Genomic DNA, 20635 nt, shown 5'->3' with positions numbered 1-20635 from the left:
CAGGATGAGTGAATGATCGTATGGACGGTAGCTAATCAAAAAGGTGGTGTTGGAAAAACCACCACAACGGTTGCCTTGGCAGGCCTTCTGGCTGAGCAGGGTAAGCGGGTGCTGTGCATTGATACCGATCCTCACGCGTCGCTGACGTATTACTTTGGCATCGACTCCGAAGAGCTTGAGTCTAGTGCGTTCGATGTGTTCAGCTCAGGCAAGAATGTAACGGCGGATTTAATGCGTCGTAGTATTCTGCCAACCGAATTTAAGAATTTAAGCGTTATGCCCGCGACTATGGCATTGGCCACCCTTGACCGCAAGCTGGGAACTCAGGACGGCATGGGTCTGGTGTTAAAACGGGGATTGGCTATGGTGGCGGCAGATTTCGACTATGTACTTATCGATGTTCCGCCCGTGTTAGGTGTTCTTATGGTGAATGCACTGGCTTGCTGCCAGCGCGTACTGATTCCGGTTCAGACGGAGTTTCTGGCGCTTAAAGGGCTCGATCGCATGATGCGGACGCTGACGTTAATTCATAAGTCGCGTGGCGAAAATTACGCTTACACCATCATTCCGACACTTTACGACAAACGAACCAATGCTTCTTTGCAAACCTATAAAAAACTGATTGCCCGTTACGGACGCTCGGTCTGGAACGGCATGATTCCAATAGACACCAAATTTCGGGATGCCTCTAACGAACAACAGCCTCCTTCGGTTTATGCACCAAAGTCCAGAGGTGTATTGGCTTATCAATCATTGTTGACCAATTTACAGCAGCTGGAAGTTCATTAACTTATGAAGACGAAACACGACGCCAGTGAAGCCGCTATGGCAGAGTACCTCGATGCGTTATTGCTCGAGGAGGAAACCGTTGAGTTTGATAATGAACCGGTAAAGCGCCTTTTGGAACAGGCAGCACCTAAGATTCAGGCAGTTGCTCAGGAAGAGACGGTGAGTTTAAGTCGGGAACAGGATTTATTGCCTTTAGTTTCTGCAAAAGCGGACGATAGCTATAGAGAGCCTGATGTTGATACGGTTCCTGAAGCGGAAGTTACAGAAGCCCCCGTTGAATTAACCGAAACAGAGATCGAAACAGAAACCGTAGAGGTCCTGGCTACGCCAGAGGAGCCCTTGCCCGATGCAATGGCCGAGTATATGGAGCATGATTTCCAGGCGCTGTTTTTTAAAGTGGCAGGTTTAACCTTAGCGGTACCGTTGAAAAGCTTGGGCGGAATCCATCAATTGAGCAAAATAAGTCCTTTGATGGGGAAACCGAAATGGTTTCGGGGTATTATGACGGAGCGTGACAATAAGCTTCAGGTGGTCGATACGGCCCGTTGGGTCATGCCGGAGAAATGTACGCCGGAATTAGAAGAAAGCCTGGACTACCAGTATTTAATTACGCTCAATGACAGCCCCTGGGGGCTCTTGTGTGAAGAGCTGGTTACCAGCGAACCGTTGCAGCCGCAGTCAATTCAGTGGCGCAAAGAGACAAATAGTAAGCGACCCTGGCTTGCCGGGGTTGTCCGTGACAGAATGTGTGCATTGCTCGATGTTAACGCATTGATTACACTTCTGGATAAAGGTCTGGGACATATCCAGCAGGATTAATAACGCATGGCGGAGTAAGACATGAGTAAAGACAATCGCGCTATCAAGAATGAAACTGACGTTGATAGTAATGACGAAGTTCTGCAGTGGGTCACTTTCCAACTAGAGCAGGAAACTTACGGTATCAATGTCATGCAGGTTCAGGAAGTGCTGCGCTACAGTGAGATTGCTCCCGTACCGGGCGCGCCTGGTTATGTTTTAGGTATTATTAATTTGCGCGGTAACGTCGTGACGGTTATTGATACTCGCCTGCGTTTCGGCTTGCAAACAACCGAAGTTACCGACAACTCACGTATCGTGATTATTGAATCTGAGCAGCAGGTGATTGGGATACTGGTTGATAGCGTCGCTGAAGTTGTCTATTTGAAGTCTTCAGAAATTGATAGTGCCCCTAATGTTGGTACCGATGAAAGCGCCCGTTTTATTCAGGGTGTGAGTAATCGCGACGGTGAGTTATTGATTTTAGTCGATCTGGATAAAATGCTGACCGATGAAGAGTGGGATGAAATTTCCCGTTTGGGTTAAATGATGACGAACTGGTTATTGATTATTTCGGCGCTGGCTCTTGGGCTGGCGCTTATTGCGTTAGTGACAGTGATTATCACCTCGCGGCGGCAGGCTGAGCTTATTGAACGTCAACAGCAGCGCCTGTTAATGCTGACAGAGACGGCCAGTGAAGTGCTGCAGCTTCGGGAGCAGTTTAAGCAGTCGTCCGAGCCGTCAGATAAAACAGATTTTGCCCAGCAGAAAGCCGTTGCTCAGCTGCAACAGCACGTTGCGCAGTTAACGGAAGAACACAAACAACTGCAGCAGAAGCTGCAGGAAGTGGCAGAGCAGGACCCTGGAAGTAAGCTTTACCAGCGTGCGGCTAAGTTAGTGGTTAAAGGAGCCAGCACCGAGGAGTTGATGCAGGAGTGTGATTTACCTCAGGCTGAAGCGGAGTTACTTATTTCTTTGCACAAGAAAGGCGCTTAACGTTTTTTATCCTTCTTCCCATTGCCTTGGGAATTTCCCGTCCAACAGATAAGCAAACGCAATAATCTCAGCAATAATAATATACAACTCTCGGGGTATCTCATCGCCCACATTCAGTTTTGCCAGAGAGTCTGACAGCAATGGGTCTTCATGCACCAGAACACCATGCTCTTTGGCCACGGCAATAATCTCTTCGGCGAGTTCATCAAACCCGCGGGCAATAACCTTAGGCGCATTAAAACCATCGTAAGATAAGCCAATGGCCTGTTTTTCCTTTTTGTCACTCATACCGTCACCCGAATGATGCCGCTGTGTTGTTGGGCTAAGTTATCCGGAATTTTTCCTTGCTGAACCCTAAGTTTAACGCTGTTCACCTCTAGCTCTTGTAACCTTGTCTCGAGCCTCTCGACATGGGTTTCTACGACGCTTTGTGCTGCTTTTGTTTCTGTGTAGAAGTCTACTGAAGAACCTTGCGGATGATAGCGGCCTTTAACCAATAATGGGCCAGTGCTTTCCAGTTCAAAACGTAAAGTAAACAGCCACAGCGTCCGTCCGCCACCTTCTTTATTGCTGTGGTCTTTTTCACTACGAATAAGCAGTTCGTGTTGCTGCGGCTTTTGGGCGTCTGAGGGCAACAGGATATAGTATTCTGGTTGCTGAGGAGGAGAGTCTTGTAGACGCGCCTGACTGCTTTGCGCCGAATTAAGAATGCCGGTAAAAAGCTGCAATAGCCGTTGTAACTGCTGCTGTGGCAATTGCTGCAATAAAGCGTTTATGCGCTCTCTGACCTCTCCGGCGTTTTCTGGTGCCGGGTTAAGCACTTGTTGGATCAACGCTTGTGTGAGCTGATTAGGCGATGTGCGGGCAGTTGAGCTACTGGCTGCTGTATCGGGTTGCTGTTGCATTGCTAAGCCTAATAGCGTCATTAGCATTTGCCCTAAGCCGCCCATTTGTTGGCCAGGATGGGCACTGACCGGACGCGCGGCAAACCAATCGCTGACCCAACTCTGTAACGCCTGTGGACGCTGCATAGACTCCGCCGTCGGCATCTGCTGCAATACCCGAAGTAAAACCTGTTGCAGGGCCTTAGGTGTCGACTGAAGCGCCTCGCGTGCTGCATCCGCTGAAAGGCGGATCGGTGCTTGCTGTTGCCCATCTGTTTGTGCTGTTGAAAGGGGTTTAGGGCGGATGTTTTCCGGAATCAGGCTATGCAAGGTTTGTTGAAATTGTTTCGGCGTTACCTGCTGAGCTTGCTTTATTGCCAGCCCACTGACTGCCGGAATGGATACTCTTTGCGCTTCCTTGGGGGCTGAGTTTGCGCCAGGCAAAGGCGACAGTCCAGGTTTAACCGCTGTCGAAGAGGTTAAGGACGATGGCGAGGCTAGTGATTGACGAGACACTGCTGCAGTTGCCACCTGTCCTTGCTCGACTAAGGCTTTCACTAGCTTTGCCGGTAATTGTGTCACCGGCAGATCCGTAACTGCAATTGACTTTGAATTACTTCCCGGGCTACTCAGAGTTAAACGAACTACCGGCAGCTTAGGGTCTGGCTGGGTAACCGTCAGCTGCAGTTTGGTTGGTGTTGTTAACTGAGGCAGCATGCCTTTGGGAGGATTTGGCCACTGCCAATTGTTACCTTGTATTCGCGGCGGCTGCTGGCCTTTAGCCGGTTCGTAAGTTACCGGCAAGCGGATTTGCACCAACAATGCTGACAGCAGCTTTGCCGTGTTTGGCTTAGTTATTGGGACGGAGTTCCCGGTACCACTGGTCGCCAGGGGCTGTTGGTTCGTTTGTTGAGTTCCAGTCAGCGTGCTATTGGTTTGGGATGGAGTAACCGAGCTATTAAAAATGCGCATGAGGCTGGACAATTGCTGTTGCTCGGCACGAGCTAACGTTCGTTCCGGTGACGCCATCATTTGTTGTAATAGTTGCTTAATATCAGCCATGCGCTTTACCTAAGTTTTATGGTAGAATCTTCGGCATTTGCGTCAGCTTACCAGTAAGGTTCCGGTTGTAAAATCCGCATGACACAGCTTGCTTCCACCAACAGCCCACTATTGCACGCAGAGCAGCTAAGCTCAATCCGTGGCGGGCGGGTATTGTTTGAAAATCTCAATTTTTCGGTTAGCGCTGGTCAGCTATGGCAAGTTAGTGGACCGAACGGGGCTGGTAAATCGTCATTGCTGCGCATTCTGACCGGGTTGCTGGAGCCGTCAAACGGAATTGTTTCTTTTAATAATCAGCCGTTAAAGCATAATTGGTCCGACTATTGTCAGCAACTCCTGTTTATTGGACACAAAGCCGCGGTAAAAGGCGAGTTAAGTGCTCTGGAAAATTTTCACTGGCAGCAAAAATTATCCGCTGTTGAAAATGTGAATGCCTGGGACTTATTGGAAAAACTCGGTTTGCTGGGTTTAGAAGATGAACTGACCGTAAAACTCTCAGCGGGGCAGCAGCGCCGAGTGGCATTGACTCGGCTGTGGGCGACCAGGGCCTCCCTTTGGATTCTGGATGAACCTTTTACTGCATTGGATGCTCAGGGCGTTGCTTTGTTACAGCAGCGGTTTGTTGAACATTTGCGAAGCGGTGGCACCATCATTTTCACCTCGCACCAGTCACTCACTCTGTCTGAATTAGCACCGGAGAAGCTGTCTCTTGAGTATCAGGGAGAGGTGTTATGAGTGTGGTATCCGGTCGTCAAATTTGGACCACGTTACTCAAGCGCGAGCTTCGCATCGCTGCCCGTCGTCGCAGTGATGCTTTAAACCCTTTACTTTTTCTGCTTATGGTCGTGACGTTATTTCCTTTAGGCATAGGCCCTGGTCCCGATATCCTCGCTCGCATTGCCCCGGGCATTATTTGGGTGACAGCGTTGTTAGCCGGCTTACTGGGCCTGGAACGACTGTTCCGCGATGATTTTCAGGACGGTACTCTGGAGCAGTTGTGTTTATTACCGCAGCCACTGGCGTTCACGGTAACGGCAAAAATGTTGGCCCACTGGTTGTTAACGGGGCTGCCGCTGGTTATTTTGTCACCTTTGCTGGCGCTACTATTGAGTTTACCCCTACAAGGCTGGTGGGCGCTGGCATTAACATTATTGTTAGGGACTCCTGCCTTAAGCGCATTGGGCGCTATTGGCGCGGCACTGACTTTGCAGGTGCAGCGCGGCAGCTCTTTAGTAAGCTTAATCCTTATTCCGCTGTTTATTCCGTTGCTAATATTTGCTACGGCTGCGGTGGAAAATGCGTCGATTGGGCTTGCAGTTCATGGTCAGTTAGCGATACTGGCGGCAATTTCTGTTTTAACTGTAACATTGGCTCCGCTTGCCGTGGCAGCTGGTATCAGAATGAGTGTAAATTAATATGTGGCAATGGTTACACCCTTACGCGAAACCCGAAGCAACTTATAACCTGTTGCAAAGACTTCTGCCCTGGTTTGTGGCTCTAACGCTAGTCACCTTGGTAACCGGCGTTATTTGGGGGCTGGCATTTGCGCCTGGCGACTACCAGCAAGGCGACAGCTATCGGATTATTTTTCTGCATGTGCCGGCGGCTATTTTTTCTATGGGCGCCTATATGGGCATGGCGATAATGGGCGCTATTGCGCTTGTCTGGCAAATTAAGACGGCAGAGTGGACCATTCCTGCTATAGCGCCGGTGGGGGCTGCGTTAACTGTGGTGGCTCTGTTAACCGGTGCTATCTGGGGTAAACCCATGTGGGGTACTTGGTGGGTCTGGGATGCACGGCTAACGTCAGAATTGATTCTGTTGTTCCTGTATGTTGGGGTGATGGCGCTGTACTTTGCTTTTGACAACGCCAGAACCGGAGCGAAAGCCGCGGCTATTTTGTCGCTGGTAGGCGTTATTAACTTACCTATTATCCACTTTTCGGTAGAGTGGTGGAACACTCTTCACCAAGGCGCAACAATTACCAAATTTGAGCGGCCATCAATTGCTACCAGTATGCTCATTCCATTATTAATTTGTTTGGCAGGCTTCGCCTTTTTGACGGTATCGCTAGTGATGATGCGACTAAAAAATGAGATAATCAGGCATGAATTACACCGCCCCTGGGCGCAGCAACGACTGGAGCAAGACTAATGGCTTTTGACAGTTTCACTGATTTCGTCGCTATGGGTGGTTATGGATTGTATGTTTGGTTGTCGTTCTTTTTGAGCTTTGTGGTTCTGGCCGGAGTGGCTCTGGAAACCTTAATAGCTAAACGACAACTGGTGAAGAAAAGCAGGCAATTACAAAAGCGTCAGCAGCGCTTAGCCCGACGCACCGAAAACCGTGCAGCAGTAGGAGACGGTAATGAATCCACGACGTAAACAACGCTTAACCTGGGTTGCTATATTAGTTATCGGGGTATCTGTTGCCACCGGGCTGATGCTGTACGCATTAAGTCAAAATATCGATTTATTCTATACGCCAAGCGAACTGGTAGAGGGCAAGGGTGAAGATAAGCAAAAGCCTGAAGTAGGGCAGCGCCTCAGAATTGGCGGAATGGTGGTTGAAGGCTCCGTTGAGCGTAACCCGAAAACCTTAGAAGTGTCGTTTAAAATTACTGACACCGGGCCGGAAGTGACTGTGCTTTATCAAGGCATTTTACCGGACTTATTCCGCGAAGGTCAGGGAATTGTCGCGCAGGGCGAGTTGATTGAGCCTACTGTTCTGCAGGCCAGTGAGGTATTGGCTAAGCATGACGAAGAATACATGCCGCCGGAACTGGCAGAACAAATGAAGGGTATTAAACACGTTAACCCAAATAAAGTTGAAAAGGATAGTGAGCAATGATTGCAGAAGCTGGTCACATTGCCATCACTATTGCGCTTGCCTTCTCGGTATTATTAGCGGTTTATCCCTTATGGGGAGCCTCAAAAGGTCATGGTGGCATGATGGCCTTAGCGCGGCCTTTCGCCTATGGTCAGTTTTTCTTTACGGCTATTGCGTTCGGTTTGTTAGTTTGGGGGTTTGTCGCCAATGACTTTAGCATTGCGTATGTTGCTGCTAACTCAAACAGTCAGTTACCTGTCGCTTATAGGGTGACGGCAGTTTGGGGTTCTCATGAAGGCTCTTTCTTATTATGGATGCTGATGCAAGCGGGTTGGATAGCGGCGGTAGCTTTGTTCTCCCGCTCAATGCCTTTACCTATGATAGCCAGAGTACTTGCCATTCTGGGTTTGGTGAGCATCGGTTTTTACTTATTTATGCTCACCGTCTCGAATCCATTTGATCGCAGCCTGCCGTTCATTCCGGTCGATGGTCAGGATTTAAACCCTCTCTTACAAGACCCCGGCATGATCATTCATCCGCCGTTGTTGTATATGGGCTATGTTGGCTTTTCCGTTGCCTTTGCTTTCGCTATTGCCGCTTTATTATCAGGTAAGCTTGATGCCGCCTGGGCCCGTTGGTCCCGCCCATGGACGTTGGCGGCGTGGATTTTCCTTACGCTGGGAATCGCTATCGGTAGTTGGTGGGCTTATTATGAGCTTGGCTGGGGCGGCTGGTGGTTCTGGGATCCGGTCGAGAATGCGAGCTTTATGCCTTGGCTGGTGGGAACCGCATTATTGCACTCTCTGGCGGTCACCGAAAAACGCGGTAGCTTTAAATCCTGGACCGTGTTGCTGGCGATCACCGCATTCAGTCTAAGCTTACTGGGCACTTTCCTGGTCCGTTCGGGCGTCTTGATATCTGTGCATGCTTTTGCAACCGATCCTACCCGTGGCTTGTTTATTCTGGTGTTATTGGGGCTGGTTGTGGGCGGCTCGCTGATTCTTTATGGTCTCCGGGCCGGCCAGATGCAAAGCTACAGTCGCTACGAACTGTTGTCCCGAGAAGTCATGTTACTTGGGAATAACGTCTTATTGATGGCGGCTATGGTGGTGGTATTCCTCGGCACCATGTTGCCTTTGGTGCATAAGGAAATTGGTCTGGGCACTATTTCCATTGGAGAACCATTCTTTAATCAGATTTATAGTTGGTTAGTTATTCCTTTTGCTTTGATGCTTGGTTTAGGGCCATTAATGCGTTGGCGCAGACAGGTAATGAAACCGCTTTTAAAACCCGTCGCACTGGCTTTGTCCCTGGCGATTATTCTAGCCTATGCGCTGCCGAAGATATGGGCTGAAGAGTTACCCGCTATGGTCGTTGCTGGCTTGTTCCTTGCGTTTTGGGTTGGCCTTGCAACTCTGACCGAAGTTCAGCAAACCGTTAAGCAGCGTAAACAGGGGTGGTCAGGACTGAGTAAAATTTCGGGCAGCCACTGGGGCATGGTTCTTGGCCATTTAGGCTTTGCGGTAACACTCATTGGTATTACGTTAGTGTCCCATTATGAGCAAGAGCGCGACGTGGCATTGATGCCCGGCCAGTCTGTCGAGGTATTGGACTATAACCTGGTATTTGAAAGCCTTAAGCATCGCGAAGGCCCTAATTATGATGCCGATGAAGGACTATTTACCGTTTATAAAGACGGAGAAAAAGTGGTTCAGTTAACCAGTGAAAAACGGTTCTACAAAGTTCAGAGAACCAGCATGACAGAAGTTGGGCTGGATGCGTCGCTACTACGCGATCTCTATATTGCTATGGGCGAACCGCTGGACAGCGGCGCCTGGGCTATCCGTTTTTATGTTAAGCCGTTTGTCCGCTGGATATGGCTGGGCGCCATTATTATGGCAATAGGCGGTGTATTGGCACTAGCTGACAAGCGTTACCGAAAAAGCGGTGGAAAGGAGGCAGTCAATGACTAAATTTCGTTGGCTAATTCTATTTGGGCCACTTGTTTTGTTCGCGGCGTTGGTGTTCTTCTTATTGAAAGGGCTGGGCAGTGATCCCTCCCGACTGGACTCCGCTTTGATTAATGACCCTGTGCCGGAGTTTGAAGTCAGTGACCTCTATAATACTGAAGTGACGTACGATGAGTCCGTATTGCATAACGGGCCGTTGCTGTTAAACGTATGGGCAACCTGGTGTCCTACCTGTCGTGCCGAACATGAGTTTCTAAACACTCTGGCCTCAAAGGGTGTTCCTATTGTTGGTCTTAATTATAAAGATGACTCTAGACAAAAAGCAGTCAATTGGCTGAATACACTGGGCGACCCCTACACAGTTAACTTATTTGATCCCAAAGGGGAAGTTGCTTTTGAGTTTGGTGTATACGGTGCGCCTGAAACCTATTTTATTGACCATAACGGCATTGTCCGGTACCGGCATGTTGGCGATGTTAACGCACGTAACTGGGACAATAATTTACAAGGCATCTATCAGCAAATGGTAGAGGAAGCGAAATAATGCGTACTGTGCTACTGGCTTTGGCAACCGTCTTGGTTATGGTCTCGGCGGTGTCAGCGAAAAATGAAAATAGTTATGAGTTTGACAGTGAACAACAGCGCGAAACTTACCAACAATTGGTTAAGGAACTGCGTTGTCCTAAGTGTCAGAATCAAAATATTGCGGATTCAAATGCACCTTTAGCTGAGGATATGCGTGACCGAACATATGAGATGCTAAGAGAAGGCCAGTCACGGGAAGACATTATTCGTTACATGGTCGCGCGCTATGGCAACTTTGTGCATTACCGTCCCCCAATAACGGCGGCTACCAGTATTTTGTGGTGGGCGCCCTTACTGGTCTTGTTTATGGGGATTGCAGTCGCCGTAATTTTAACGCGCAAAAAGAAAGCAGCGGTTGAATTAACTCAAGAAGAGCGTGCTCGTCTTGAGCAACTGAGGAAGTCGGGCGATGAGTAGTTTGTGGTTAATCATGTTGTTGATGCTGTTGGTTGCTGTGGTGTTTGTGCTGTTAGCTACAGGGCGGCAGCGTCGTTATCGAAAACGTCAGGACGAGAACCAACGCTGGTACGAACAACGCCTGGCTGAGTTAGAAGAAGAGCGGTCGCAATATGCTCTGCCGGAAGAAGAGTACCGGCATGCGAAACAAGAACTGGATAAAACCTTTTTGAAAGACAGCGAGAATGTGGAAGAGAGTATTCATTGGCATCGTACGCCGATTGTTACGCCTATTCTGCTGCTGGTGATTATTTCTTCGGTACTGTATTGGGCCTTTGGCAGTTGGCAGCTGCAGTTACAGGCAGAGAACGCACGTGAGCGGCTTCCGGAGTTGGGGAAAAGCTTATTGCAACAGAATCAGCAGGGCAGTCCAGAGGAGATCAATACCTTTGCTTTGGGGCTGCGTCAAAAATTGATGAATAATCCTGATGACCCTATTGCCTGGTGGATTTATGCCGGACTAATGGTTGATCTGGGGGCTGTAGACGATGCCAATGAAGCCTTTCAGAAATCATTGCAATTGGCACCTGACTCGGTAAATACCTTGGTCAGTTACAGCCGCTTTTTACTGATGTCCGGCGTAGAAAACGGACAATCGAAGGCAGCGCAACTGCTGGCTCGGGCGCTGCAACAGGAGCCGGGTAATATTGAGGCTTTGTCCCTGCTCGGATTTGTTGCTTTTGAGCGTCAGGACTGGGATCAGGCAATCAGCGCCTGGCAGCTGTTAAAAGAGCGTCTGGCCGATGGTTCTGAGCGATACCAGGCGGTTGCTAATGCATTGGAACGAGCCAAAGAACAAAAAAGAGAGGCTCAGATCCAGCTTCAGGTAACGGTTAAGTTGAGTGAAGATCTAAGAAATCAGTTACCTGCTAATGCCGTACTTTTTGTCTATGTAACCGGTAAAGAAAAGCCCATGCCAGCAGCCGTGGTTAGGCAGCCGGCAGGTGAGTTTCCGGTCACGATAACCTTGTCTAACCAAAATGCGATGTTGCCGGATTACCAAATGAGTGACTTGGATTATTGGCAGATACATGCGCGTGTTTCGCAAGATGAAAAAATTGAGCGCCAAGCCGGTGATCTTGAAGCCGACACTGTCACTATAAAAGCTGATAGTTCAACCGATTTAACCTTGACTTTATCAACTCGGATCGACGAATGAAAAAATATGGATTGTTACTGCTAGTTTCTCTTTTTATGGTTGGGTGTTCTTCGACTCCAGAAGACCCTTATGCCGATCCTCGCGACCCGTTCGAAGATTTTAACCGGGATATGTGGGAGTTTAACCGCGATGTTGATGAGGCGGTTATAGAGCCTGCAGCTGAAACCTATGAACATATACCGCAACCCATCCGAACCTCTTTATATCAGGCGGTAGAGAATCTCGAAGAACCGTCTTCTGTTGTGAATAATTTGCTGCAGTGGAAGATAGCGGACGCTGGTATTTCCTTAGGCCGTTTTGTGGTTAATTCGACGGTCGGCCTGGTGGGCTTATTTGACGTAGCAACACCTATGGGTTTGACGAAGCGTGAAGAGAGTTTTGGACAGACGTTGGCGGTATGGGGTGTACCAGAAGGTCCATATTTAATGTTGCCGTTGATGGGGCCAACGGTTGTGGTTGACCGTGGTGGCGACTATGCCGATGGCCAATACTTCCCATACCCATCGCTCAGTTGGCCTGTCGACATAGCCCGATACGTCATTAAAGGTCTGGAGTTACGCCTGCGCTTGCAAGATCAGGAACGCGTACTGGAGAACTCTCTCGATCCGTACTCGTTTGTGAAAAATGTTTATTATCAGCGCTGGCAAGACCAGGTATATGATGGTAATCCGCCTTTAGAAGAAGAAAACTTCGAGCAGTGGGATGACACCATCGATGATACGGACAATTCCGGCGACGAGTCTCATTGACGATTAGCCATTCCTGAACAATGCTTAGGGCATGAGTCATAGATAAGAACCGACCATGCCCAGAGCGCACATTACATTAATCGAAGATGACCCGGTATTCCAGTCTGTAGTTAATCAGTTTCTGGTCAACAGCGGGTACGATGTGCAGTGTGCGAGTAACGGTGGGCAAGGCATCGATATCTGCCGTCGGGAACGTCCTGATATTGTGCTTTGCGACCTGAAATTACCTGATATCGATGGTTTGCAGGTTATAGAAAAATTGCTGAAAGTTTGCACCAGCACCCCAATTATTGTTATTTCTGCATCTGAGAAAATGTCTGATATACGAGAGGCTGTTCGTCTCGGGGCCTGGGATTACCTGGTTAAACCCATTCAAAGTCTTAACGTGATTGAAAATGCGATAGAGCACTGTCTAAAACGCTATCAGCTTGAAGAAACTTATCTGCACGACGTATGGGAACTCGACGCACATCTTGACCTTTTATACCAGGATGATGTCATTGTTGGTCGGCTGGTGGAAGAGCTACTACCGGAGGGAGCCTTAAGTCTTAATGACTACCATTTTGGTTGTCGTGTAACTGATTTTGGACAGGCACCGGTCTGGGTTGATTACCGGCCTTTAACCCAAGGTAAAGTGCTGGTGGTTATGGCTGTAGCGCAAAATGCAACAGAACAGAACCTGCTTCCGTTATTAGTGTTAAAAACGCTTATTGATCCACTCATTCGACAGTATTTGTCTGGGCACGACAACACATTACTTTCCCCGGCAGCATTACTCAGCCACTTGAATCACGAACTTTGCCATTCACAGGTTAGAACCGCGTTTGATACCTTGGTTGGTGTGGTTGATACAAAAGAGCACAGTTGGCTTTGGGCTCAGGCTGGAGATAAGTTCCAACCAGAACCGGGGGCGAAACCTGATCTTGCCCTGGGAATTTGGCAACACGCGAACTTCCGCGAACATAAGATTGAGCACCTGCACCGCTTTTATTGTGCTTTTCAGGGCACCGAGCTTAGCGTGACCGCTGCGCCTCAAACTGCTTAATTGCTTTATCGAGGTAAGGCAGTGACATATTGAGGTTAATAGGCTGAGTGAACAATGGGTAACCAATACCTGCAGCCAGCAAAGCGGGAACTTTCCACCATCCTTCAACCTCTACAATGAAGAAGAAAATAAGACAGATAGGTACCAGTTTAGCCATATTACAAATGAGGCGGCGGGGTACCGGCATTCTTTCCTGTGCGATAGACAAAATCATAGCGCGTTCAGTAAAGCTATAATTGGATAACTGCGGAATGTGACGCGAAGAAAAATACAAAGCCATAGTGAGTCTTTCATTTGAATTTTGTTAATTGGGTTGCATTATAACATGGGAAAAGGTTATAAACTTGCGCTTCTGAAGTGAACAGAATTTAAGGACAGCTGTTATGGTCAAAAAAGTCGTTATTCCAGTAGCCGGGCTAGGAACTCGGATGTTACCCGCTACCAAAGCCATTCCAAAGGAAATGTTGCCGTTGGTGGATCGCCCTCTTATTCAGTACATTGTTGAAGAATGCGCCGCAGCGGGTTTGACCGATGTCATTCTGGTAACTCACTCAAGTAAAAACTCGATAGAAAATCACTTTGATACGAGCTTTGAGCTGGAAACGACTCTGGAACAGCGGGTAAAGCGCCAACTTTTGGCTGAAGTAAAAGCTATCTGTCCTGAAAAAACGACCATTATGCATGTTCGTCAAGGCGTTGCTAAAGGTCTTGGGCATGCGGTTTTATGTGCACGTCCTTTAATTGGCGATGAACCTTTTGCCGTGGTGTTACCTGACGTTCTGGTGGATGAGGCCAGCTGCCAATTAAATAGAGATAATTTGGCAGAAATGGTCAGAAATTTTGACGAGAGCGGCCATTCTCAGGTTATGGTTGAGAAAGTACCACAGCAAGATGTGAGTAGTTACGGTATTGCTGACATTAACGGCGTGGACTTGAGCCCCGGCGAGCAAGCCGGTATCACTCAGTTAGTTGAAAAGCCTTCAGTTAAAGACGCGCCGTCAGATTTGGCTGTGGTTGGGCGCTATGTGTTCTCAGCTGATTTATGGCCGCTTCTTGAAAAAACACCTGTTGGCGCTGGTAATGAGATCCAGCTGACAGACGCAATGGCTATGCTATTGGAAAAACAGCCGGTAAAAGCTTATTACATGAAAGGAAAAAGCCACGACTGCGGCAATAAGCTGGGGTATGCTCAGGCTTTTGTTGAGCATGCTTTGCGTCACCCGGACCTGGGCGCTGATATGAAAGCTTATATACAGTCGATTAAGTGACGCATTTAGTGGGGCTGGTGTTTCAGTATCAGCTCCGCTAAAGTTTTCGCGCAGGGGCCGGTTTGTTCTGCTTTAGGCAGAACCATGTACAGGCTACCTTTACGTGAGCTACTTCCCTCAACGGCTATGCGACTCAGCCGACCCGAACTTAAGTCGTCCTGAGCGATGTAGCCGGGCAGCCAGCTAAAACCTAACCCATTACGGATTAGCCGGAGAGCTTCGTCGAAGTGACTGACCGTCCAGCGTTGTTCTGCTTTTAGCCAACCTTCATCCTCGACAGGGCGACTGCCGGTATCCTGAATAACAATTTGTAAATGTTGAGAGAGTTCATTCTGGTCAATGGGTTGCTCTAATTGCGTTAACGGATGCTCTGGATGACAGACTAAGTCCATACTGTATTGGCTTATCGGTTCTCCGATAAAGCCCCGGGGAAGATGATGAGTAATGACAACATCGGCTGTTTGCTGCTGAATTTGTTCAACCGTGCCTGTTAATACGGTGTCATTGATAACTAAGCGGTTGCCACGACTCAGCTGTTGAAACTCATCTAAAACGGGAATTAACTGGCTGCGGTCAAAAACCATTTCCAGAGCGAGCTTTATTTCAGGCTCCCAACCTTGTTCTAAATTATCAGCCAATTGTTCAATTTCTTTGGTTAAATTGGTCAGTTGCCGGGAGCGACGAAGCAACACTTCACCGGCGGTCGTTAGGTGGGCTTTTCGTCCTCTAACTTCTAGTAATTGAACGCCAACTACCTGCTGAAGCTTAGCCACTGCATGGTTGAGCGACGATTGGCTTTTATTCAGGGCCTCAGCCGCGTGTGCGTAGCCACCACAGTCAACGACCGCTTGCAGGATACGCCATTGCTCAATGGTCGACTTGGGGCGATAAACGCTCATGTTGTTTCCACTCCGGTGGGTAATTAAACCCGAGCGGTGATAACAGCTCGAATTGGTGTTTGATAACCTTCAATAGTCTTTTTAGCGTCGTTTGGATCAAGAAAATCTGCGAGGGATTCTCCGGTCATCCACTCGGTTCGTCTTTGCTCTTTAGTCGATGTGGTATTGTGGTCAACAATAGAGATGTCCTTAAACCCGAGTCGCTCTAGCCAAACCGACAAGGCTTTGGCGCTTGGCAGGAACCAGACATTCCTCATTTGTGCGTAGCGTTCGCCGGGCATCATCACGGTGGTTTCGTCGCCGTCGACAACAATAGTTTCCAGTACCAGCTGGCCGCCAGGACGAATGAGTGATTTCAGCTGCTGTAAAAAATCGACCGGCGATCGCCGATGATAAAGCACTCCCATACTAAAAACGGTATCGAAGCTTTTAAGCTCCGGCATATGTTCAATTCCTACTGGGAAGAAGTGGGCCCGCTGTTGCCATGTTGTCGGCATTAGCTGGCGAACCGCTCGGAATTGCATGAGAAAAAGCTCGCCCGGATCAATCCCCCAAACCTTGTCAGCACCGGCTTCTAGCATACGCCACAAGTGGTATCCGCTGCCGCAACCAACATCAAGGACCTGTCGACCATTCAAATCATCTAGGTGTGGCGCGACACGCTGCCATTTCCAGTCTGAACGCCACTCGGTATCAATAGAAACACCAAATAAATTAAACGGGCCTTTACGCCAAGGCTGAAGCTGTTGTAACAGACCGGTTAAGCGAGCCCTGTCAGAGTCAGAGGCTTCGCCTGAATGGCCCACCTGAATAGTGTCTGATAACTCAAGATGCTCCGCGGTTAACCCTGGCAGTTGTTGTAAAACTCGCTGCCAGCGTTTTAAATTACCATGAGGATTGTTTTTAAATGCGGTAAGTTGAGGTGCCAAAGTATCCAGCCACTGCGCGTGAGGGCTGTCTAATAAAGCGGCGAGTTCTTTGCTGAAATCAACCATAATATCGCTCACTTAACGGCCAGCATGGCGGCAAAGTTAAAGCACTGAAACCATGTCGTGCTATGCTTAAAGCCCGCTTTTTGAAAACGGTGTTGATGGGCTTGCAAGGTATCAATTTTCATCACGTTCTCTATCGCTGCGCGTTTCTGGCTTATCTCAAGTTCACTGTAGCCATTAGCGCGTTTGAAGTTGTGGTGTAAGTCGATGAGTACATCATTCATCTGTTCATCGGGGTGGCGAATTTTTTCAGCAACGAGTAGGACAGCGTTATCATTCATACCATCAAATAGGCGTTGAATGACCGCATCTCGTTTTTCTTCTGGAATGAACTGCAGGGTAAAGTTTAGGACCACAACGGAGGCGTTCATTATCGGAACTTCCGTTAAGTCCTGACAGAGTAGCTGAACCGGGACTTGGCTTTTATAGCCGTCCAGGTGCAATTGAGCCCGTTCTATCATGGCTTGAGAGTTATCTACCCCGATAATCTTACAGTTGCTTGTTTGCTCGCAACCTTTACGCATTGCCAGAGTTGCTGCACCTAAAGAGCACCCCAAATCATACAAATGGGTGTCGGGTTGAACGTATCGGCTAACAAGCTGAGGCAGGGTCTGCAAAATACTCGAATACCCAGGAACCGAACGGTTGATCATGTCGGGGAAAACCTCCACCACTTGCTGATCAAAACAAAAGTCAGAAATACTGGGTAAAGGCTTTGAAAATATCGTGTCGTGTTGCGTCATAAAAGTTAACTTTGTTTAATAAACGACTCATCATTATTTGTATTTTACCGATAAATGGTACTGACGCACAGGCTATATTAGACTAATATCCGCATAACATAACTTGGAGGATAAAATATTGAACCGAGTTTTGGGCATCGTTAGCGCAACACTAGTCATTTTGACTGTTTTTTTTTCGAGCAGCCCTGCTGGCGCCGGCCAGTCAGAGGGGTGGCTGAAAGATTATGAAAATATTCGTGTTGGTGTGCCTGCGCAACTGGCACCTTTGGTTTCTATCGAAAACGGCCAGGCGGAAGGTCTCGATGTCGATTTAATGAAAAAGTTTACTCGTGGGTTGCCTGCAGAGATTGTATGGAAGCCTTGCGGGAGCTGGCTTAATTGCCTGCAAGCCATAAAAGATAAAGAAATTGACGTGCTGAGCAGTGTGTCCTATTCGGTTGAACGCAACCAGTTCATGGATTTCACTCAAAGTTACTGGTCAATGCCCTGGGCGGCAATTTCGCTTTCGAGCCCACAATCGAACAGTGGCAGCATCGGTTTAGCTCAATTAAAAAATAGTAAAGTTGGTGTCGTAAAAGGGTACAGCATTACATCGCAGCTCTCCCAGCTTAGCGGCATTCAGCTTGTTCAGGTCGATGGTATTCGCGAAGGGATGAGTCTGTTGCGCAGCAGTACGGTGGATTACTACGTCGATAGTTTACCTATGCTGGTTCACCAACTGCAGGAAAGGCCACTACCGGGGTCTGAACTTTCGGTTATCGATGACGCGAAAGGTGAAAAGCTCTATTTAGCGATAAGGGACGACTGGCAACCGCTGGTTATGGCGTTAAATCGCGGTATTGATTCGGTGACGGAGAATGAGCGTAGACAGCTCAGACAAAAGTGGTACGGTTTTCAGTTAGAGCAAGGCTGGAGCAACGAAGAGTTGCTTGATATTGCTATGAAGGTCGGTTCCATTGTGCTGTTGGTTATTGTCGGCTTTGTTATTTGGAATAGTCGTTTACGTAAAGAGATTAAGTTACGCAAAGCGGCAGAACGCAGAATTAGACATATAGCGACTCATGATGAGCTCACCGGTTTACCCAATCGTAATTTAATGCAGGATAGGCTAGAGCAAACGCTGAATCAAAATGAAAGAACGGGCAAACCCTTTGCTGTTTTGTTTCTGGATCTCGATGGCTTTAAAAAAATTAATGATGACTTTGGGCATAATTATGGTGATGAACTCCTGATTCATGCGGCACAAAGAATGAGCACGCTTTTACGGCGTTCTGATACGGTCTGTCGTCATGGTGGTGATGAGTTTGTCATTATTCTTCCTACCGCAAATACGACGGGGTCAGCTTTGGCGGTTTCGCGGAAATTAGTGGTTCAGCTCGCTAAACCTTACAAAGTGAAGAAAAAAACACTGGAAATCAGTGTGTCCATTGGCGTTGCTGTCTACCCTAAGCACGGTAAAAGCACTGACGACCTGCTCCGCTCTGCTGATAAAGCCATGTACCGGGCAAAAGCGGCGGGTAAAAATGATGTGCGTTTGGCCGGTGACGACGGATGACATTCGGCGTCAGTCCGCTATAATGTTGCGCTTCGTGAAAACATTCATTGCAACAGCTAGCAGGATAAACGCGCATGCGAACTCATTACTGTGGACAAGTTAATGCTGAACTGGCGGGACAAGAAGTCTCGCTGTGTGGTTGGGTTAATAAACGCCGGGATTTAGGCGGCTTAATTTTTATCGATTTGCGAGACCGAGAAGGGTTATTGCAAGTTGTTTTTGACCCGGACCAGAAAGCGTTATTTGAAACAGCAAACAGCCTGCGCCAGGAATTCTGCGTGCGCTTAAGTGGCAAAGTTAACCGTCGTCCGGAAAGCCAGGTCAACAAAAATATGGCGACTGGCGAAGTTGAACTAGTGGCAACGGACTTAGAGATTTTGAGCCGTTCTGAGCCTCTTCCTATCGACTTTAATCAGCAAGTGAGCGAAGAAGCCCGTCTGCGTTATCGTTACCTTGATTTACGTCGCCCTGAAATGAATGAAAAACTGCAGTTTCGCGCAAAAGTCACGAGTGCTGTACGTCGTTTCTTCGATGACAACGGGTTTCTTGATATCGAAACGCCTATGCTGACGCGGGCGACCCCGGAAGGAGCACGTGATTATCTGGTGCCAAGCCGAACTCACAAAGGCCGCTTCTTCGCATTGCCGCAAAGCCCTCAGTTGTTTAAGCAGCTGCTGATGATGTCCGGCTTTGACCGTTACTATCAAATTGTGAAGTGTTTCCGCGATGAAGACTTGCGCGCTGACCGCCAGCCTGAATTTACGCAAATAGATATTGAGACTTCATTCATGACCGCAGAACAGGTTATGGAAATTACCGAGCAAATGGCGCGCGATTTATTTAAGCAGCTGCTTGGTGTCGATTTGGGGCAATTTCCAAGCATGACCTGGCATGAGGCGATGCGTCGTTTTGGTAGTGACAAACCAGACCTACGTAACCCGTTAGAACTGGTTGATGTTGCGGATGTTTTAAAAGACGTTGAATTCAAAGTCTTCTCTGGTCCGGCTAACGACGACGATGGCCGTGTCGCTGCTATTCGTTTACCAGGGCAAGCGGAGAATGTTTCGCGAAAAATGATCGATGAATACACGCAGTTTGTCGGCATCTATGGTGCTAAAGGTTTAGCCTGGATTAAAGTGAATGACCGCAGTGCGGGTCGTGATGGGCTGCAGTCGCCGATCCTTAAGTTTCTGCCGGATGACGTTATTGAACCTTTACTGGAACGCCTGCAGGTAGAAACCGGCGATGTGTTGTTCTTTGGTTCAGACAAATCGCATGTTGTTGCCGAGGCTTTGGGCGCTTTACGACTGAAACTGGGTAAAGATTTTGAGCTGGTTAGCAATGAGTGGAAGCCATTGTGGGTTGTTGACTTTCCTATGTTTGAAGTTGCCGATGACGGTAGCCTGGCCGCATTACACCATCCGTTCACCGCGCCGGTTAATGTGACCCCGGAAGAGTTAAAAGCTAACCCCGCAGCCGCAATTTCTAATGCTTATGACATGGTTTTAAACGGTGTTGAACTTGGCGGTGGTTCGGTTCGTATCCACGAAAATGCCATGCAGCAAGCGGTGTTCGAGGTGTTGGGTATTGAAAAAGATGAAGCTCAGGAAAAATTTGGTTTCTTGCTGGAAGCTTTGAAGTATGGCACACCACCGCATGCCGGCCTGGCTTTTGGTTTAGACCGCCTGGTTATGTTAATGGTTGGGGCAAGCTCAATTCGTGACGTGATTGCCTTCCCGAAAACAACCACTGCAGCCTGCGTTCTTACCGATGCTCCTGGCGCAGCAAACCCTGCTGCATTGCAAGAACTGGGCGTAAAAAGTATTGTTAAGGAAGACGAGTAATCAACAGAGGTG

Annotated in this window: 24 protein-coding genes; 18 read left to right on the top strand and 6 right to left on the bottom strand. The window is 48.3% G+C overall.

The window, feature by feature from the left end; all coding sequences use genetic code 11:
* Positions 1-12 precede the first annotated feature (12 nt).
* The 4 genes from RBK99_RS11125 to RBK99_RS11110 are packed head-to-tail and all read left to right on the top strand — an operon-like array spanning position 13 to position 2583.
* On the top strand, positions 13-789 hold the full coding sequence (locus RBK99_RS11125) for a ParA family protein (protein ID WP_317504676.1): 777 nt from the start codon (positions 13-15) through the stop codon (positions 787-789).
* A gap of 3 nt (positions 790-792) precedes the next feature.
* The gene (locus tag RBK99_RS11120; RefSeq protein WP_317504675.1) at positions 793-1608 is read left to right on the top strand and encodes a chemotaxis protein CheW; all 816 of its coding nucleotides are present in this window, start codon (positions 793-795) and stop codon (positions 1606-1608) included.
* Positions 1609-1629: 21 nt separating this feature from the next.
* Positions 1630-2133, top strand: coding sequence for a chemotaxis protein CheW (locus tag RBK99_RS11115; protein WP_317504674.1), 504 nt, complete (start codon positions 1630-1632; stop codon positions 2131-2133).
* Positions 2134-2583 (top strand): DUF2802 domain-containing protein, encoded by a 450-nt coding sequence (locus RBK99_RS11110; protein ID WP_317504673.1) that lies wholly within the window; start codon positions 2134-2136, stop codon positions 2581-2583.
* 6 nt (positions 2584-2589) lie between these two features.
* Here RBK99_RS11110 and RBK99_RS11105 read toward each other — a convergent pair whose 3' ends face one another.
* Together RBK99_RS11105 and RBK99_RS11100 are read right to left on the bottom strand one after the other, a co-directional pair.
* Complete coding sequence (locus RBK99_RS11105) at positions 2590-2871, bottom strand: EscU/YscU/HrcU family type III secretion system export apparatus switch protein (protein ID WP_011234359.1); 282 nt, start codon at positions 2869-2871, stop codon at positions 2590-2592.
* The gene (locus RBK99_RS11100; protein WP_317504672.1) at positions 2868-4529 is read right to left on the bottom strand and encodes a flagellar hook-length control protein FliK; all 1662 of its coding nucleotides are present in this window, start codon (positions 4527-4529) and stop codon (positions 2868-2870) included. The genes RBK99_RS11105 and RBK99_RS11100 overlap by 4 nt, the downstream gene beginning before the upstream one ends.
* A 78-nt stretch (positions 4530-4607) precedes the next feature.
* On the opposite strand from RBK99_RS11100, the gene ccmA reads away from it, so the two are divergent.
* Genes ccmA through RBK99_RS11045 form a run of 11 tightly spaced genes read left to right on the top strand, consistent with a single transcriptional unit; the run spans position 4608 to position 13322 of the window.
* Entirely contained in the window at positions 4608-5264 is a 657-nt protein-coding gene (gene ccmA, locus RBK99_RS11095; RefSeq protein WP_317504671.1) for a cytochrome c biogenesis heme-transporting ATPase CcmA, read from the top strand.
* On the top strand, positions 5261-5944 hold the full coding sequence (ccmB, locus tag RBK99_RS11090; protein ID WP_317504670.1) for a heme exporter protein CcmB: 684 nt from the start codon (positions 5261-5263) through the stop codon (positions 5942-5944). The genes ccmA and ccmB overlap by 4 nt, the downstream gene beginning before the upstream one ends.
* 1 nt (position 5945) lies before the next feature.
* The gene (locus RBK99_RS11085) at positions 5946-6683 is read left to right on the top strand and encodes a heme ABC transporter permease (RefSeq protein WP_317504669.1); all 738 of its coding nucleotides are present in this window, start codon (positions 5946-5948) and stop codon (positions 6681-6683) included.
* Positions 6683-6913 (top strand): heme exporter protein CcmD, encoded by a 231-nt coding sequence (ccmD, locus tag RBK99_RS11080; RefSeq protein ID WP_317504668.1) that lies wholly within the window; start codon positions 6683-6685, stop codon positions 6911-6913. The genes RBK99_RS11085 and ccmD overlap by 1 nt, the downstream gene beginning before the upstream one ends.
* Positions 6897-7379 (top strand): cytochrome c maturation protein CcmE, encoded by a 483-nt coding sequence (gene ccmE / locus RBK99_RS11075; RefSeq protein ID WP_317504667.1) that lies wholly within the window; start codon positions 6897-6899, stop codon positions 7377-7379. The genes ccmD and ccmE overlap by 17 nt, the downstream gene beginning before the upstream one ends.
* Entirely contained in the window at positions 7376-9331 is a 1956-nt protein-coding gene (locus RBK99_RS11070) for a heme lyase CcmF/NrfE family subunit (RefSeq protein ID WP_317504666.1), read from the top strand. The genes ccmE and RBK99_RS11070 overlap by 4 nt, the downstream gene beginning before the upstream one ends.
* Positions 9324-9872 carry a DsbE family thiol:disulfide interchange protein gene (locus RBK99_RS11065; protein WP_317504665.1) on the top strand — a complete coding sequence of 183 codons (549 nt, stop codon included), beginning with the start codon at positions 9324-9326 and terminating at the stop codon, positions 9870-9872. Before RBK99_RS11070 ends, RBK99_RS11065 begins: the two co-directional genes overlap by 8 nt.
* A complete protein-coding gene (locus tag RBK99_RS11060) occupies positions 9872-10330 on the top strand; it encodes a cytochrome c-type biogenesis protein (RefSeq protein WP_317504664.1) in 459 nt (152 codons plus the stop codon). Before RBK99_RS11065 ends, RBK99_RS11060 begins: the two co-directional genes overlap by 1 nt.
* Positions 10323-11528, top strand: a complete 1206-nt coding sequence (gene ccmI / locus RBK99_RS11055; RefSeq protein WP_317504663.1) for a c-type cytochrome biogenesis protein CcmI — start codon at positions 10323-10325, stop codon at positions 11526-11528. Before RBK99_RS11060 ends, ccmI begins: the two co-directional genes overlap by 8 nt.
* Entirely contained in the window at positions 11525-12277 is a 753-nt protein-coding gene (locus RBK99_RS11050; RefSeq protein WP_317504662.1) for an MlaA family lipoprotein, read from the top strand. The genes ccmI and RBK99_RS11050 overlap by 4 nt, the downstream gene beginning before the upstream one ends.
* A 55-nt stretch (positions 12278-12332) precedes the next feature.
* The gene (locus RBK99_RS11045) at positions 12333-13322 is read left to right on the top strand and encodes a response regulator (RefSeq protein WP_317504661.1); all 990 of its coding nucleotides are present in this window, start codon (positions 12333-12335) and stop codon (positions 13320-13322) included.
* Here the strand turns inward: RBK99_RS11045 and RBK99_RS11040 are convergent.
* Positions 13291-13602 (bottom strand): DUF6170 family protein, encoded by a 312-nt coding sequence (locus RBK99_RS11040; protein ID WP_317504660.1) that lies wholly within the window; start codon positions 13600-13602, stop codon positions 13291-13293. The genes RBK99_RS11045 and RBK99_RS11040 overlap by 32 nt on opposite strands.
* Before the next feature lie 103 nt (positions 13603-13705).
* Here RBK99_RS11040 and galU point away from each other — a divergent pair, with 103 nt between their 5' ends.
* Positions 13706-14590, top strand: a complete 885-nt coding sequence (gene galU, locus RBK99_RS11035) for a UTP--glucose-1-phosphate uridylyltransferase GalU (RefSeq protein WP_317504659.1) — start codon at positions 13706-13708, stop codon at positions 14588-14590.
* A gap of 5 nt (positions 14591-14595) precedes the next feature.
* On the opposite strand, the gene RBK99_RS11030 is transcribed toward galU, so the two are convergent.
* From RBK99_RS11030 to cmoA, 3 genes are read right to left on the bottom strand one after another with little or no spacing between them, the layout of a single operon-like run.
* Positions 14596-15489, bottom strand: a complete 894-nt coding sequence (locus RBK99_RS11030; RefSeq protein ID WP_317504658.1) for a LysR family transcriptional regulator — start codon at positions 15487-15489, stop codon at positions 14596-14598.
* Positions 15490-15512: 23 nt separating this feature from the next.
* On the bottom strand, positions 15513-16484 hold the full coding sequence (gene cmoB, locus RBK99_RS11025; RefSeq protein WP_317504657.1) for a tRNA 5-methoxyuridine(34)/uridine 5-oxyacetic acid(34) synthase CmoB: 972 nt from the start codon (positions 16482-16484) through the stop codon (positions 15513-15515).
* Between the two features lie 8 nt (positions 16485-16492).
* Positions 16493-17224, bottom strand: coding sequence for a carboxy-S-adenosyl-L-methionine synthase CmoA (gene cmoA, locus RBK99_RS11020; protein WP_317504656.1), 732 nt, complete (start codon positions 17222-17224; stop codon positions 16493-16495).
* Positions 17225-17342: 118 nt separating this feature from the next.
* On the opposite strand from cmoA, the gene RBK99_RS11015 reads away from it, so the two are divergent.
* Complete coding sequence (locus tag RBK99_RS11015; RefSeq protein ID WP_317504655.1) at positions 17343-18779, top strand: diguanylate cyclase domain-containing protein; 1437 nt, start codon at positions 17343-17345, stop codon at positions 18777-18779.
* 74 nt (positions 18780-18853) lie between these two features.
* Entirely contained in the window at positions 18854-20623 is a 1770-nt protein-coding gene (aspS, locus tag RBK99_RS11010) for an aspartate--tRNA ligase (protein ID WP_317504654.1), read from the top strand.
* The last annotated feature ends 12 nt before the right edge of the window (positions 20624-20635 follow it).

The sequence above is a fragment of the Idiomarina solivarensis genome (genome assembly GCF_033052755.1).
Classification (GTDB): Bacteria; Pseudomonadota; Gammaproteobacteria; order Enterobacterales; family Alteromonadaceae; genus Idiomarina.
The sequence above is the reverse complement of the archived record's forward strand: the minus strand, read 5'-3'. Positions and strand labels throughout refer to the sequence as shown.

What these genes read in the sequence shown, in the direction of transcription:
- RBK99_RS11125 (WP_317504676.1), top strand. Translation starts at nt 13, where the DNA reads ATGATCGTATGGACGGTAGCTAATCAAAAAGGTGGTGTTGGAAAAACC.
- RBK99_RS11120 (WP_317504675.1), top strand. Translation starts at nt 793, where the DNA reads ATGAAGACGAAACACGACGCCAGTGAAGCCGCTATGGCAGAGTACCTC.
- RBK99_RS11115 (WP_317504674.1), top strand. Translation starts at nt 1,630, where the DNA reads ATGAGTAAAGACAATCGCGCTATCAAGAATGAAACTGACGTTGATAGT.
- RBK99_RS11110 (WP_317504673.1), top strand. Translation starts at nt 2,134, where the DNA reads ATGATGACGAACTGGTTATTGATTATTTCGGCGCTGGCTCTTGGGCTG.
- RBK99_RS11105 (WP_011234359.1), bottom strand. Translation starts at nt 2,871, where the DNA reads ATGAGTGACAAAAAGGAAAAACAGGCCATTGGCTTATCTTACGATGGT.
- RBK99_RS11100 (WP_317504672.1), bottom strand. Translation starts at nt 4,529, where the DNA reads ATGGCTGATATTAAGCAACTATTACAACAAATGATGGCGTCACCGGAA.
- ccmA (WP_317504671.1), top strand. Translation starts at nt 4,608, where the DNA reads ATGACACAGCTTGCTTCCACCAACAGCCCACTATTGCACGCAGAGCAG.
- ccmB (WP_317504670.1), top strand. Translation starts at nt 5,261, where the DNA reads ATGAGTGTGGTATCCGGTCGTCAAATTTGGACCACGTTACTCAAGCGC.
- RBK99_RS11085 (WP_317504669.1), top strand. Translation starts at nt 5,946, where the DNA reads ATGTGGCAATGGTTACACCCTTACGCGAAACCCGAAGCAACTTATAAC.
- ccmD (WP_317504668.1), top strand. Translation starts at nt 6,683, where the DNA reads ATGGCTTTTGACAGTTTCACTGATTTCGTCGCTATGGGTGGTTATGGA.
- ccmE (WP_317504667.1), top strand. Translation starts at nt 6,897, where the DNA reads ATGAATCCACGACGTAAACAACGCTTAACCTGGGTTGCTATATTAGTT.
- RBK99_RS11070 (WP_317504666.1), top strand. Translation starts at nt 7,376, where the DNA reads ATGATTGCAGAAGCTGGTCACATTGCCATCACTATTGCGCTTGCCTTC.
- RBK99_RS11065 (WP_317504665.1), top strand. Translation starts at nt 9,324, where the DNA reads ATGACTAAATTTCGTTGGCTAATTCTATTTGGGCCACTTGTTTTGTTC.
- RBK99_RS11060 (WP_317504664.1), top strand. Translation starts at nt 9,872, where the DNA reads ATGCGTACTGTGCTACTGGCTTTGGCAACCGTCTTGGTTATGGTCTCG.
- ccmI (WP_317504663.1), top strand. Translation starts at nt 10,323, where the DNA reads ATGAGTAGTTTGTGGTTAATCATGTTGTTGATGCTGTTGGTTGCTGTG.
- RBK99_RS11050 (WP_317504662.1), top strand. Translation starts at nt 11,525, where the DNA reads ATGAAAAAATATGGATTGTTACTGCTAGTTTCTCTTTTTATGGTTGGG.
- RBK99_RS11045 (WP_317504661.1), top strand. Translation starts at nt 12,333, where the DNA reads ATGCCCAGAGCGCACATTACATTAATCGAAGATGACCCGGTATTCCAG.
- RBK99_RS11040 (WP_317504660.1), bottom strand. Translation starts at nt 13,602, where the DNA reads ATGGCTTTGTATTTTTCTTCGCGTCACATTCCGCAGTTATCCAATTAT.
- galU (WP_317504659.1), top strand. Translation starts at nt 13,706, where the DNA reads ATGGTCAAAAAAGTCGTTATTCCAGTAGCCGGGCTAGGAACTCGGATG.
- RBK99_RS11030 (WP_317504658.1), bottom strand. Translation starts at nt 15,489, where the DNA reads ATGAGCGTTTATCGCCCCAAGTCGACCATTGAGCAATGGCGTATCCTG.
- cmoB (WP_317504657.1), bottom strand. Translation starts at nt 16,484, where the DNA reads ATGGTTGATTTCAGCAAAGAACTCGCCGCTTTATTAGACAGCCCTCAC.
- cmoA (WP_317504656.1), bottom strand. Translation starts at nt 17,224, where the DNA reads ATGACGCAACACGACACGATATTTTCAAAGCCTTTACCCAGTATTTCT.
- aspS (WP_317504654.1), top strand. Translation starts at nt 18,854, where the DNA reads ATGCGAACTCATTACTGTGGACAAGTTAATGCTGAACTGGCGGGACAA.